The 12,803-nt window shown below is 69.2% G+C and carries 11 protein-coding genes; 7 read left to right on the forward strand and 4 right to left on the reverse strand.

Annotation, left to right across the window (positions count from 1 at the left end):
• Window positions 1–5 precede the first annotated feature (5 nt).
• Both NTM_RS01595 and NTM_RS01600 read right to left on the reverse strand, forming a co-directional pair.
• Window positions 6–542 carry a DUF7158 domain-containing protein gene (locus tag NTM_RS01595; protein WP_163765226.1) on the reverse strand — a complete coding sequence of 179 codons (537 nt, stop codon included), beginning with the start codon at window positions 540–542 and terminating at the stop codon, window positions 6–8.
• Complete coding sequence (locus NTM_RS01600) at window positions 539–4,693, reverse strand: glycoside hydrolase family 38 N-terminal domain-containing protein (RefSeq protein ID WP_163765227.1); 4,155 nt, start codon at window positions 4,691–4,693, stop codon at window positions 539–541. The genes NTM_RS01595 and NTM_RS01600 overlap by 4 nt, the downstream gene beginning before the upstream one ends.
• A gap of 164 nt (window positions 4,694–4,857) precedes the next feature.
• Between NTM_RS01600 and NTM_RS01605 the strand changes: the two genes are divergently transcribed.
• Window positions 4,858–5,208, forward strand: coding sequence for a hypothetical protein (locus NTM_RS01605; protein WP_104862112.1), 351 nt, complete (start codon window positions 4,858–4,860; stop codon window positions 5,206–5,208).
• 32 nt (window positions 5,209–5,240) lie between these two features.
• Here NTM_RS01605 and NTM_RS01610 read toward each other — a convergent pair whose 3' ends face one another.
• On the reverse strand, window positions 5,241–6,194 hold the full coding sequence (locus NTM_RS01610) for a helix-turn-helix transcriptional regulator (RefSeq protein ID WP_163765228.1): 954 nt from the start codon (window positions 6,192–6,194) through the stop codon (window positions 5,241–5,243).
• A gap of 62 nt (window positions 6,195–6,256) precedes the next feature.
• Between NTM_RS01610 and NTM_RS01615 the strand changes: the two genes are divergently transcribed.
• Together NTM_RS01615 and NTM_RS01620 are read left to right on the forward strand one after the other, a co-directional pair.
• Window positions 6,257–6,781: a DinB family protein gene (locus tag NTM_RS01615; RefSeq protein WP_104862110.1), complete on the forward strand. Its 525-nt coding sequence runs from the start codon at window positions 6,257–6,259 to the stop codon at window positions 6,779–6,781.
• 3 nt (window positions 6,782–6,784) lie between these two features.
• Entirely contained in the window at window positions 6,785–7,384 is a 600-nt protein-coding gene (locus NTM_RS01620) for a DinB family protein (RefSeq protein ID WP_163765229.1), read from the forward strand.
• Window positions 7,385–7,393: 9 nt separating this feature from the next.
• On the opposite strand, the gene NTM_RS01625 is transcribed toward NTM_RS01620, so the two are convergent.
• Window positions 7,394–8,002, reverse strand: coding sequence for a TetR/AcrR family transcriptional regulator (locus NTM_RS01625; protein WP_104862108.1), 609 nt, complete (start codon window positions 8,000–8,002; stop codon window positions 7,394–7,396).
• A gap of 139 nt (window positions 8,003–8,141) precedes the next feature.
• Between NTM_RS01625 and NTM_RS01630 the strand changes: the two genes are divergently transcribed.
• From NTM_RS01630 to NTM_RS01645, 4 genes are all read left to right on the forward strand, one after another.
• Window positions 8,142–9,506: an ABC1 kinase family protein gene (locus NTM_RS01630; protein WP_163765230.1), complete on the forward strand. Its 1,365-nt coding sequence runs from the start codon at window positions 8,142–8,144 to the stop codon at window positions 9,504–9,506.
• The gene (locus tag NTM_RS01635; RefSeq protein WP_104862106.1) at window positions 9,506–10,408 is read left to right on the forward strand and encodes an alpha/beta fold hydrolase; all 903 of its coding nucleotides are present in this window, start codon (window positions 9,506–9,508) and stop codon (window positions 10,406–10,408) included. The genes NTM_RS01630 and NTM_RS01635 overlap by 1 nt, the downstream gene beginning before the upstream one ends.
• A gap of 126 nt (window positions 10,409–10,534) precedes the next feature.
• Window positions 10,535–11,410, forward strand: coding sequence for a cyclopropane mycolic acid synthase family methyltransferase (locus tag NTM_RS01640; protein WP_104862105.1), 876 nt, complete (start codon window positions 10,535–10,537; stop codon window positions 11,408–11,410).
• A 153-nt stretch (window positions 11,411–11,563) separates the two neighbouring features.
• Window positions 11,564–12,460, forward strand: a complete 897-nt coding sequence (locus NTM_RS01645) for a cyclopropane mycolic acid synthase family methyltransferase (protein WP_163765231.1) — start codon at window positions 11,564–11,566, stop codon at window positions 12,458–12,460.
• Window positions 12,461–12,803: the final 343 nt, after the last annotated feature.

Genomic DNA, 12,803 nt, shown 5'->3' on the forward strand with positions numbered 1-12,803 from the left:
TGGGTTCAGTGCCTGTGGACGTTGTCGGGCTGCCTCGGATCCCCGGGATGCTCGTATCCCGGGGCGAGCGTGACGAGTTCGGCGCACCGCGCATCCAGCCAGCGCCGGTACGCCCGGCGGCGGGCCGCGGCCAGCAGGTGCGCGGCGGCGTCGGCGGGCCGCGCGAACCGGTTCGGGTTGCGGCGCCGATAGTCGGCGACGGCGTCGTCGGAGATCTCGACATGTGCGGTGACCTCCGCATAGACCGATCTACCGTGCGCGGTGGCCAGGGTGGCCGCGGCGACGCTGCCGAGTTCCAGCCGGGCGACGGTGTCGGGCAGCAGCTCGTCCTCGGCGGGCACGGCCGCGCCGCCGGGGGTTGCGGCCACCACGCGTTCGGCCACCAGTACCTGGGTCAGCCACCGGCGCAGCTGCCGGCCCTCGCTGGTGCCCGGCCGGGGGAGCGCGTGCCTGCGGTCACCGGCCCGGACCACCCGTTCCCGCGCGTCGACCTCGCCGACGGACACCACGTCCGCGCCGACCGTCGCCGCCCACCCGCTCATCGGACCGTCACCCGCACCGACGGCGAGTACAGCAGCTCCCCCGCGCCGGCGACCCGGACCAGTGCCCACCACCGCCCGGGTTCGGCGCCCACCGGCGGGGCCACCTCGAAGGTCAGCACGACGCTGCCGCGGGCGGGCGCGATGCCGCCGACGACGTTGGGGCGCAACCATTCCCAGGTGCCCCACGGCGAGATCAGGTGCGCCTCGACGGTCAGGTCCGTGTAGCTGCCGTTGCCGATCGCGACCCGCAGCAGCGCGCTGTCCCCCGCGGCGACCTCGATGTCGTGCGGCTCGGTGACCCACCGCAGCAGTGCGTCGTCGTGGGCGCCGACCGAGATCACCGCGACGTCCTCGACCGTCTGGTGCCACGCCGCCGGGATCGCCGCACCCGTGACGGCGAGCTCGGCGAGCACCGGGTACAGGCCGGGGGCCGTCTGCGCGGGGATCCGCACCTCGACCGTCGAGTCCAAGTGCTCGCCGGGCGGCAGCACGAACGGCAGCTCGTCGGTGTCCGGCTCCCACTCCGGCGGCACGATCAGCCGGACCCTGCCGTGCAGGGTGGTGTCGGTGGCATCGCTGGCGGCGGTGAGCCTCAGTGCGACGACGTCTCCGCCCGTGGCCTCGGCCCGCTGCGGATGCAGATGCGCCACCGCGGGCAGCCCGCCCAGCGGCGCGGGGCCGCGGTTGTACAGCCAGTAGCGGGCGTAGAGCGGCTGCACGGCCTCGGCGTCGGGCGCCAGCGACATCCCGTCGGCGTCCAGTACCTGCGGGAAGTTCAATTCTGTTCGCAGCGTAGTGATTTCGTAGCCGGCAAGCCTGGCGCTGCGGCTGTCGGCGGGCAGCGGTTCCTCGATCAGGTTCAGGTGCTGCGGCGCCGCGAGGTGCCGCAGCCCGGACTGCACCGACACGTCGGCGCCGCGGCCCAGGGTCTCGACGAGGCGCAGCGCGACACCGTCGGCGGGATCGGCCCGCCGCGCACTGCCTCGCGGTGTCGGGTTACCCAGCGATTTGAGCGCCGCGACCCGCACCGCCCGTTCGGGCTGTACCTCCAGCAGCGAACCCCACGGCGGCAGGCCGCCGCGACCGGGAGCGTGCCCGGCCACCGACGGCAGCAGCGGCTGGTTGAATTCCGCGCTGCGGGAGGGCATCTGGAGGTCTCGCCAGTCCCCGGCGCCGGATACCACCGCATAGTCGAAGGTGTGGGTCCAGTGCTGCAGCTGGAAGTTCGAGCCGTCCGGTGCGGTGCGCCGCGGCGGGTCGATCCAGGTACCGGACGGCCACCCCGTACACGAGCGCATCAGCGACGCGTTCAGTGTGCCGTCGGCCTCGACCGCGAAACCCGGGATGCCGCGGGTGATCAGCGCGACGGTGCGCGCGTCGAACGGACCGGCTGTGCCCTGGTCGACGTCCTGGCCGACATCCTGGTCGATGTAGATCTCGGCGTCGGCGAGACCGGCGATCAGCCCGGTGATCGGCTCCTCGCCGCTTCCGTCGGCGCCGACCAGCAGCACCGGTAGCGCCGCCGGGTCGCGCAGATCGGCACCGGGCACCCAGACCTCGTGCAGCGGCCGTGAGGCCGGGATCCAGGTCAGCGGGCCCGCCGCCGTCCCGGCGAGAACCGTTGCAGTGAACGCGTTGTCAGCGACACTGCCGATACTGATCCGAAGGTCGGGCAGGTTCGAGTCGACGGCCAGGTCGCCGTAGCGCGGTGCGTCGGCGGCGCTGCACGTCGCGGTGACCCCGGCACGGGCCAGCGCGGCGGCGAGCTCACGCACCGCGGGCTCGGCCCCGGTGGGCGAGATGACCTCGGCGACCGAGACCGCCCGCGCGGCGCCGCCGCGGAAGCGCACCCGCAGCGCGCTCGACAGCCCGAACCAGCCGTAGGCGGGGTTGTCGAGTGTGTACGGGTGCACCGCGGCATCGACGGAGTGCGAGCCCGGGTCCGCGCCGGGCTCGGTGAGCAGTGCGAAGCCCCGCCCGATCACGGCGTCACCGACCTCGCTGACCGGCATCGCTCCGGCGACCGGGCACGGCCAGCGCAACCGCACCAGTCGGTCGGCGCCGGTGAACTCGTCGACGACGGTCCGGCAGTCGAGCCGGTCGACGCCGTCCCAGAGGGTCAGGGTCTGGGTGTAGCGCAGCACGCCGGGGATCTCGCCGGTGACGACCAGCCGCTCACCGACCGCGCTGCGGTATCGGTCCACCGCGGTGGCCGGGTGCTGTGACGACGTCACCACCGGCCCCTTCGGGAGCAGGTGCCAGGGCCCTTCACCGGCGGTGGGATGCGCGGGGTACTCGTCGAACACGGCGAGTTCGTTGCCGACGCGGCCTTCGGCGATCAGCTCGCGGCCGTCGGCGAGCAGGGAGGCGACCCCGCCGCCGCGGTCGGGATCCACCGTGACCCGCAGGTGCGAGTTCGCGATCTCGTTGCCCGGTACCGCGTTCCACCGCGACGCCGGCTCGCCGGGCACCAGGCGGTAGGACTGCCAGCCCAGCGACGGGACGTCACGGGCCACCCAGGTCAGGCAGTGCCCGCCGTGTTCGGTCAGCGCCGGCACGGTGGCGCCGTGACAGTCCACGACCTGTCCGGTGAACGGCTCGTCGAGGCGCACGGTGACGATGTCGGAACGGTTGTGTGCCAGCGGGTTCCACACCACCACCGACGCGTCGACGCTGCCGGACAGCAGGGCCAGCGCGTTGTCGCGGGCGGTGGTACCGAGCTGCCAGGCGTCGCGCCAGCCGGTGAGCAGGTCGAGGTACACCTGGTCGGATTCCGATCCGGTGATGGCGTCGTGGTGGGCGCCGTAGGCCAGCTGCACCCAGGACTTGGCCAGCGCGGCCTCCGGGTAGGTGGCGCCGGTCAGCACCGAGGCGAACACCGCGAACGTCTCGGCTTCCAGCGTCGCGTTCTCCGCGGCGCGGTTGGCCTGCTTGGTGTCGATGTAGGAGACGTCCTTGCCCGTGTAGATCGGGTTCATGTCGCGGGTCTGCGGTGACGGTGCGGCGCCGCGGCCTTCGAGTTCGGCGCGCACCGCGGCGAAGAACTCGCGGGGCAGTGCGCAGACGAACCGGGGCCAGGTGTAGCGGCTGTTCCAGTCGCGGTGGATGTCGGTGACCCACTTGTTCGGCGGGGTGTAGTCGGTGCCGACCGGCAGCAGCACGTTGCGGGTGAGCGCGACCTTCTTGAGCGCGGTGAACAGCTCGTAGGTCGCGGCCTCGGCCTCCTGCAGGGTCGCCGCCGAGTCCATCCACCAGCCGGCCGCGTAGTGGGCGGGCATGTAATGGGTCAGCAGTCCGCGGCCCGACGGGGCCATCCAGTCGAACTCGCTGGCGAACTGCATGCGCGCGGGGTCGCCCTGATCGGCCATCGGACCCCACTGGTGGTGCGGCCCACGCGCCCACGAACTCGACGTCAGCCCCGCATCGGCCGCCATGCCCGGGAACTGCGGGTCGTGTCCGAACACGTCGAGTTGCCATGCGGTCGCCGGGTCGGCTCCGAGGACGTCGCGCTGGAATCCGATGCCGTGGACGAAGTTGCGGATCGCGGTCTCGGGGCTGGTCAGATTCGTGTTCGGTTCGTTGTACGTGCCGCCCATGATCTCGACGCGACCCTCGGCGATCATCCTGCGCAGGTCGGCCCGCTCCCACGGATGGGTGTCCCAGAACGGTTTGAGGTAGTCGACCTCGGCGAGCACGAATTTGTATTCCGGCTCCCGCCGGGCCATCTCCAGGTGCGCGCTGACCAGTTCGAAGCCGTTGGTCTGGCGGCATTGCCCCGGCGGATCCTCGGTCCACAGGCTGGTGTACGCCCCCTGGGTGTTCCACCACACCGGGTCGTAGTGGAAGTGGCTGACCATGTACATCGTCCAGCCGGGCTCGGCGACGGCGAACCGGAACGGCACCGAACCTGCACCCGCGACGGCCGTCGCTTCACGTTGCTGACCAGGGACGGGGTCGGTGACGTCGACGGCGACCTCGACCGATTCCCGACCCGGTTGCGCCACCGGGTCGCCGACGGTGCGCAGTCCGGGACCGGCGATCCGCACGGGTGTGGGGGTGGCGCAGTCCCGGTAGAACACCCGCACGACCTGCAGCGGCGCGTCCGACGGCCCACTGAACAGCTCCGTCGACTCGGCGGAGGTGACCTGCACGACGTCAACCCTACGGCGTGGACGGCGGGAAGTGTGGCGATCCAGACCAGCTAGGGTGGGGTGGACTCCCAGCGAATTCCCAGCAACACGCCCGCAAGTGAGTTTGCTGTGCAATGATCGTCGGGCCAGCAGCCAGAGCACGAAACCCAGCCGAAGGAGATCTGATGACCGCCCGCTCCCGCATCCTCGCACGCTCTGCGAAGGTGCTCGGAATCGCCAGCATCGGCGCGTTCGGCGCCGCCGCGTTCATCAGTGTCGGCGCAGCTACGGCCACCGCGGACGTCAAGCGCGTGGCCCCCAAGCCCAACGTGACCAGCCGGCAGGCGTCGCAGAACTCGGTCATCCGGATCAACGACATGGGCGTGGCCCGCGGTATCTCGGAGGCCCGCCTCGGTGACGCCGGCGTCGTGCACGCCCAGGGCGAGATCCGCGACAGCGTCAAGGCCGTGCAGGGCACCAAGTCCCGGCCGTTCCGTGGCGGATTCCCGTCGGGTCCGGCCATGGGCGAATGGTGATCCAGGGGTAAACCCGCTCACTCACGCACACTTCACGACCGCACTGCCCGCCCGATCCGGTCGGCGACCACCTTCACCGCGTCGACGACCTCGGGTGGTTCCAGCACCTCGAAATCGCATCCGGGCATCGCCAGCCACGGGATCATCCGTTCCGGGTCGTCCGCCCCGACGGTGACCAGGCACGCGTCCGGGCCGTCCGGTTCGATGTCCGCCGACGCGGCCGAGAACGTCTGCGCGACGACGTCGTGCGGGGCGAAGTACCGCACCCTCGCCACGTACGGATACGGCGACGAGGTGATCGCGCGCCGGACGTACGACGCGGCATCCGGGCTGTCGCGCGGGACGAACGTCGTGCCCACCGCGCGCACCTGCGACATCCGGTCCAGCCGCAGGCTGCGCCAGTCGTCGCGGTCGCGGTCGAAGCACATCAGGTACCAACGCCTGCCGGTGGTGACCAGCTGGTATGGCTCAACGCGGCGCTCGGTCGCGGCGCCGCGGATGTCGACGTAGCCGGCGGTGACGTGCTCGTGGTCGCGGCACGCCCGCGCCAGCGTCATCAGGACGTCGGGTTCGACCGGGGTGTCGGTGGCCGCCCCGAGGGTCACCGTCGTGTCGTGCACCGCGGCGACCTGAGACCGCAGCCGGGCGGGCATCACCTGATCCAGCTTGGTCAACGCCCGCAGTGCGGATTCCCCGACGCCGGCGACGCTGCCGCCGGCCGCGACCCGCAGGCAGACGGCCATCGCGACGGCCTCGTCGGGGTCGAGCAGCAGCGGAGGCAGCGCGGCGCCGGCTCCGAGCTGGTAGCCGCCACCGTGCCCGGTGCTGGCGTGCACCGGATAGCCGAGCTCGCGCAGCCGGTCGACGTCACGGCGCACGCTGCGGGTCGTGACCCCGAGGCGTTCGGCGAGTTCCTCACCGCTCCACACCCGGCGGGACTGCAGCAGGCCGAGAAGCTGCAGGACGCGGCTCGTCGTTTCGGACATAACCGAAGTCTGCCCCACTTCTAGGACAGAAACTGTCCTAAACAGGTGCGAGAGTCGGAGCCATGAGCACCGACCTCGTCTCCCTCCTCACCGATCAACTCGACTGGCACTGGACCCATCAGTTGCGGCCGCGACTGGCCGGGCTCACCGATGACGAGTACTTCTGGGAGCCCGTCGCGAACTGCTGGACCCTGCACCGCGACGGCACCATCGACTACGCCTATCCCCCGCCGCAACCCGAGCCGGTGACCACGATCGCGTGGCGGCTCGCGCACGTGATCGTCGGTGTCCTCGCGGCGCGCACCCACTCCCATTTCGGTGGTCCCCCCGCCGACTACCAGAGCTGGGACTACGCGCTGGACGCCGAGACCGCACTGCGCCAGCTCGACACCGCCTACACGGCGTGGACGGCCGGCGTGCGCGGTCTCTCCGAGGCCGGGCTGGGGCGGCCGTGCGGCCCTGCCGAGGGACCGTACGCCGCCGAGCCGATGGCGGTGCTGGTCCTGCACATCAATCGGGAAGTGATCCACCACGGAGCCGAGATCGCTTTGCTCCGTGACCTTTACATCCACCAGAAGGAGAACTGAACCATGCCCGCCATGCCCCCACCCATCGCCGACGAACGCGCCGGACTCAAGGAGTACCTGGCCGCGCAGCAGTACGCGTTCCACGCGATCGCCTATGGGCTCACCGACGAGCAGGCGCGCGCGACCCCGTCGGTCAGCGCGCTGTCGATCGGCGGTCTGATCAAACACGTCACCCAGTGCCAGCGGGGCTGGATGGAGCGGGTCGCCGCCGCCCCCGAGTTGAGCGAGCGGGACAGACGCCCGATGCAGGATCAGGCGCAGGAGTACGGCGACCAGTTCGTGATGCGCGACGACGAGACGCTGGCCGAAATCTTGGCCGCGTTCGAACGGCAGAACGCCGAGACGATCCGGCTGGTGGAGACCGTCGACCTGGGTGCGGCGGTGCCCGTACCGCCGGGCGTGCCGTGGTTCCCGCAGGATGTGCCGGCCTGGTCGGTGCGATGGGTGCTGTTCCACCTGATCGAAGAACTGGCCCGACACGCCGGCCAGGGTGACGTGATCCGCGAGAGCATCGACGGGGCAACGCTGTACGAGCTTCTCGCGGGACTGGAGGGTTGGCCGGCCACCGAATGGCTGACCCCGTTCACCCCGGCGGCGGGTTGACGCGGGACGTCAGCGCAAGACGAGGTCGAGCGCGTAGTCGACGACGGCGTCGAGGTCGTCGCCGAGGTGCCCGGCCAGCCACTGCTGGGCCAGCTCGGCCATCGCGCCGGTGTACATCGCCGCGCCGGTCGCCGCCGCGATCGGGTCGGTGTCGGGCTGTAGCCGCCACCCCTCGGTGAGCACCGCCTCGCGCAGCAGGTCCTGCGTTGCGGCGCGCCGTTCGGTCAGCACCGGATTGGACCGGGCGTCGGTGAACAGCACGCGGCCCCGGCGCGGGTCGGCGGAGCTGTGGTGCAGGACCGCGGCCATCCCGGCCCGGGTGCGCGCCCGCAGTGAGTCTCCGGCGCCGGCCATCGCCTCCTCGACGACGGCGGCGAGTTCGGCACTCACCCGGTCATAGACCGCGCCGAGCAGGTCGTCGGTGCCGTCGAAGCTCTCGTAGAAGTAGCGGGTGTTCAATCCGCACTCGCGTGACACCGAGCGCACCGACACCGCCGACTCGCCGCCGTCCCCGAACAACCGGTACGCGGCATCGACCAGCAGGGCGCGGCGTTCGGCGCGGCGATCCGTCAGCGGCACACCCGCCCACCTGGTCGCATTCGACGCCGGACCGGACATTGCTACAGCGTAAGCCGTCCCGGCGATGTTCTGGCCACATCTGTAGCCAAAGGGGGTGGGCCCACGCGTTCGGGTAGCGGTGTTGTGACCCGCTACACAGCTTTTCCCACAACCCGCGGCTTTTGACACACTGCATTACATGAGTTCCACCCAGAAAAACCAGCGAACACCACACCGCGCGGTTGCCAGGTTGGACCGTGTCCCCCTTCCGGTCGAGGCAGCGCGCGTCGGCGCGACCGGCTGGCAGATCACCCGCACCGGGGCCCGCGTCGCTGCAGCCCTCGGCAAGCGCGGCTCCCTGCAGCAGAAGATCGTCAAGCAGATCCCCCAGACCTTCGCCGACCTCGGGCCCACCTATGTGAAATTCGGCCAGATCATCGCGTCGAGCCCCGGCGCATTCGGCGAGCCGCTGAGTCGCGAGTTCCGCAGCCTGCTCGACCGGGTCCCGCCCGCCGACACCGATGCGGTGCACAAACTCTTCCGCGAGGAACTCGGCGACGAACCCCAGAACCTGTTCAAATCGTTCGACGAGAAACCGTTCGCGTCGGCGTCGATCGCGCAGGTGCACTACGCGACGCTGCACTCGGGCGAGGAGGTCGTGGTCAAGATCCAGCGCCCGGGCATCCGGCGCCGGGTCGCCGCGGACCTGCAGATCCTCAGACGCGGTGCGCGCCTGGTCGAATTCGCCAAGCTCGGGCAGCGGCTGTCCGCCCAGGACGTGGTCGCCGACTTCGCCGACAACCTCGCCGAGGAGCTCGACTTCCGGCTCGAGGCCCAGTCCATGGACGCGTGGGTCTCCCACATGCACGCGTCACCGCTGGGCCGCAACATCCGTGTGCCGCAGGTGTTCTGGGACCTGACCAGTGAACGCGTGCTGACGATGGAGCGGGTGACCGGCGTCCGCATCGACGACGTCGCCGCGATCCGCAAGAAGGGATTCGACGGCACCGAGCTGGTCAAGGCGCTGCTGTTCAGCCTGTTCGAGGGCGGTCTGCGGCACGGCCTGTTCCACGGCGACCTGCACGCGGGCAACCTGTACGTCGACGACGACGGCAAGATCGTGTTCTTCGACTTCGGCATCATGGGCCGCATCGACCCGCGCACCCGGTGGTTGCTGCGCGAGCTCGTCTACGCGCTGCTGGTGAAGAAGGACCACGCCGCCGCGGGCAAGATCGTGGTACTGATGGGCGCCGTCGGCACCGTGCGGCCCGAGGCCGAGGCGGCCAGGGACCTGGAGAAGTTCGCGACGCCGCTGACGCTGAAGTCGTTGGGAGACTTGAGCTACGCCGAGATCGGCAAGCAGCTCTCGGCGCTGGCCGACGCCTACGACGTGAAGCTGCCGCGCGAGCTGGTGCTGATCGGCAAGCAGTTCCTCTACGTCGAGCGCTACATGAAGCTGCTGGCGCCCAGCTGGCAGATGATGAGCGATCCGTCCCTGACCGGGTACTTCGCGAACTTCATGGTGGAAGTATCCCGGGAGCACGACCAGGAGTTGGACTCGTAGTGCAGATCCGCCACGGCACGGCGCGCTCCGGCGAGCTGGAGATCCACTACGAGGACATGGGCGATCCGGGCGATCCGGCGGTGCTGTTGATCATGGGCCTCGGCGCGCAATTACTGTTGTGGCGCAAGGCTTTCTGCGAGAAGCTGATCGACCAGGGTTTGCGCGTCATCCGGTTCGACAACCGCGATGTCGGGTTGTCGTCCAAGCTGGCCGGCAGGCACGCGGGCGCTCCGCTGCTACCCCGGATGGCGCGGTCGTTCGTCGGGCTGCCCAGCCCGGCGCCGTACACGCTCGAGGACATGGCCGACGACGCGGCGGCGTTGCTGGACCATCTCGGCATCGACACCGCCCATGTGGTCGGCGCGTCGATGGGCGGGATGATCGCCCAGGTCTTCGCGGCCCGGCACCATCCCCGCACCAAGACTCTCGGGGTGATCTTCTCCAGCAACAACCAGGCGGCCCTGCCCCCGCCCGGGCTGCGCCAACTGTCGGCGATCCTGCAGCGCCCCGACGGTTCGTCGCGCGAGGCGATCATCGACAACGCGGTGCGCGTCGCCCGCATCATCGGCAGCCCCGGCTACCCGGCCGACGAGCAGCGGCTGCGCGCCGACGCGATCGAGGGCTATGACCGCAGCTACTACCCGGCCGGGGTCGGCAGGCACTTCGCGGCGATCCTGGGCACCGGCAGCCTGCGCCGGTACGACCGCCAGATCACCGTGCCGACCGTGGTCCTCCACGGCAAGGCCGACAAGCTGATGCGCCCGTCCGGAGGGCGGGCGATCGCCCGGGCCATTCCCGGGGCGCGGCTCGTGCTGTTCGACGGTATGGGCCACGAACTTCCCGAGCCGCTGTGGGACGACATCGTCGGTGAGCTCAAGACCACTTTCGCCGAAGCTCCCTGACCTGGAAAGTTCGACTCCGGCGTCAATTCACAGGGTCCTAAACCCACGTAGCATCGCCTCCAGTCGGGCACTTTTCGCCGCCGTTTCAGGAGAACCTCTTCGGGCTGTGCCCAACGGGAAGCCGCCATGGCCTCGACCAGAAAGCGCGACCTCAAACCCCACTTCCAGGACGTCCAGGCGCACTACGACCTGTCCGACGACTTCTTCCGGCTCTTCCTCGACCCGTCCCAGACCTACAGCTGCGCCTATTTCGAGCGCGACGACATGTCCCTCGAGCAGGCCCAGCTCGCCAAGGTCGACCTGGCGCTGGGCAAGCTCGGCCTGCAACCGGGCATGACCCTGCTCGACGTCGGCTGCGGGTGGGGGTCGACGATGCTGCGCGCGCTGGAGAAATACGACGTCAACGTCATCGGCCTGACGCTGAGCGAGAACCAGAAAGCCCATGTCGAGCGCGTCTTCGCCGAATCGGACAGCCCGCGGGACAAGCGCGTGCTGCTGCGCGGCTGGGAACAGTTCGACGAACCCGTCGACCGGATCGTGTCGATCGGGGCGTTCGAGCATTTCGGCAGGGACCGGTGGGACGACTTCTTCGCGATGGCGTATCGGGCGCTCCCCGAGGACGGGGTGATGCTCCTGCACACCATCACCGCGCTCACCGTGCCCCAGATGGCGGAACGGGGAATGCCGCTGACCTTCTCGGTGGCCAGGTTCGTCAAATTCATCCTCACCGAGATCTTCCCGGGCGGATATCTACCGACGATCGAACTGGTCGGCGAGCATGCCGCGATACCGGGGTTCGAGTTGACGCGCACCCAGTCACTCCAGCCCCATTACGCACGCACACTGGACTGCTGGGCGCAGGCTCTGGAGTCTCGCCGCGACGATGCGATCAGGATCCAGTCCGAGCAGGTGTACGACCGGTACATGCACTATCTGACCGGCTGCGCGGCCGGATTCCGGGTCGGCTACATCGACGTCAACCAGTTCACGCTGGCGAAGTGACCGGTCGGCAGGATTGGATCGGGCAGGTCGTCGAACGCTACGCTGTGGTCTTCGAGACGCGTGTTTGCAGAAGGCCGAACCGTGTCTTAGGTAACGTCTCGTTCGTCTTGACAACGATGACGTACTGACACAGCAGCGCGAAGCAGAGGAAACATGTCTGACAACTCCGCCGGCACGAAGGACCTGACTCCTCATTTCGAGGACATCCAGGCCCACTACGACCTGTCTGACGATTTCTTCGGCGTCTTCCAGGATCCGACCCGCAAGTACAGCTGCGCCTACTTCACCGGCCCGAACGTCACGCTGTCGGAGGCGCAGATCGCCAACGTCGACCAGCACCTCGACAAACTGGACCTCAAGCCCGGGATGACGCTGCTGGAGGTCGGTTGCGGCTGGGGTCTGACGCTGCAGCGCGCGATGGAGAAGTACGACGTCAACGTCATCGGCCTGACCCTGTCGAAGAACCAGAAGGCGTACTGCGAGCAGCTACTCGGCAAGCTCGACACCGAGCGCACCTTCGATGTCCGGTTGGAGGGCTGGGAGCAGTTCCACTCGCCCGTCGACCGCATCGTGTCGATCGAGGCGTTCGAACATTTCGGGTTCGAGCGCTACGACGACTTCTTCAAGATGTGTTTCGACGTGCTGCCCGAGGACGGCCGCATGACCATCCAGAGCAGCGTCGGATACCACCCGTACGACCTCGCCGAGCGCGGGAAGAAGCTGACGTTCGAGTTGGCCCGCTTCATCAAGTTCATGATCACCGAGATCTTCCCGGGTGGCCGCCTGCCCACCACCGGAATGATGGTCGAGCACGGCGAGAAGGCCGGCTTCGTGGTGCCGGAGGCGATCTCGCTGCGCAACCACTACATCAAGACGCTCGGCATCTGGGCCGACCGGCTCGAAGCCAGCAAGGATGAAGCGATCGCGGCCACCGACGAGGAGAACTACGAGCGCTACATGCGCTACCTGAAGGGCTGCCAGTACTACTTCATCGACGAGGCCATCGACGTCAGCCTGGTCACCTACCTGAAGCCGGCCGTCTCCGCCTGACCCAGCTGAAAAGAAGAATCCCCCGCACGCCTGAATGCGGGGGATTCTCCATGTCGGCCCGAAGGCCGCGGCTCTTCGGTGATGCCGCCACAGTCAGTATCGCCTCCGATCGGCGCTCGGCTGCGGCTTTTCGCACATACGCCGCAGCCGCGGTCGATCGGTGTTACCTTCACCCTCGAGGGTGCTCTTCGGCCACCGCATCACGGTTCACCAGGGGGATACCGGAGACCTCTGACCAGCGCGCCGGATCCACCGTTTGTGGGGGACGGTGTTCCAGGCGGGTCGGAGGCGGCGACCGAGGGGCACTCTCAAAATCCCTACATCGTCGAAGGTCTTGTGAGAC

The organism is Mycolicibacterium parafortuitum (genome assembly GCF_010725485.1).
In the GTDB taxonomy this organism is placed as follows: Bacteria; Actinomycetota; Actinomycetes; order Mycobacteriales; family Mycobacteriaceae; genus Mycobacterium.

Coding starts and splice junctions, on each gene's coding strand:
- NTM_RS01595 (WP_163765226.1), bottom strand. CDS start 542: ATGAGCGGGTGGGCGGCGACGGTCGGCGCGGACGTGGTGTCCGTCGGC.
- NTM_RS01605 (WP_104862112.1), top strand. CDS start 4,858: ATGACCGCCCGCTCCCGCATCCTCGCACGCTCTGCGAAGGTGCTCGGA.
- NTM_RS01610 (WP_163765228.1), bottom strand. CDS start 6,194: ATGTCCGAAACGACGAGCCGCGTCCTGCAGCTTCTCGGCCTGCTGCAG.
- NTM_RS01615 (WP_104862110.1), top strand. CDS start 6,257: ATGAGCACCGACCTCGTCTCCCTCCTCACCGATCAACTCGACTGGCAC.
- NTM_RS01620 (WP_163765229.1), top strand. CDS start 6,785: ATGCCCGCCATGCCCCCACCCATCGCCGACGAACGCGCCGGACTCAAG.
- NTM_RS01625 (WP_104862108.1), bottom strand. CDS start 8,002: ATGTCCGGTCCGGCGTCGAATGCGACCAGGTGGGCGGGTGTGCCGCTG.
- NTM_RS01630 (WP_163765230.1), top strand. CDS start 8,142: ATGAGTTCCACCCAGAAAAACCAGCGAACACCACACCGCGCGGTTGCC.
- NTM_RS01640 (WP_104862105.1), top strand. CDS start 10,535: ATGGCCTCGACCAGAAAGCGCGACCTCAAACCCCACTTCCAGGACGTC.
- NTM_RS01645 (WP_163765231.1), top strand. CDS start 11,564: ATGTCTGACAACTCCGCCGGCACGAAGGACCTGACTCCTCATTTCGAG.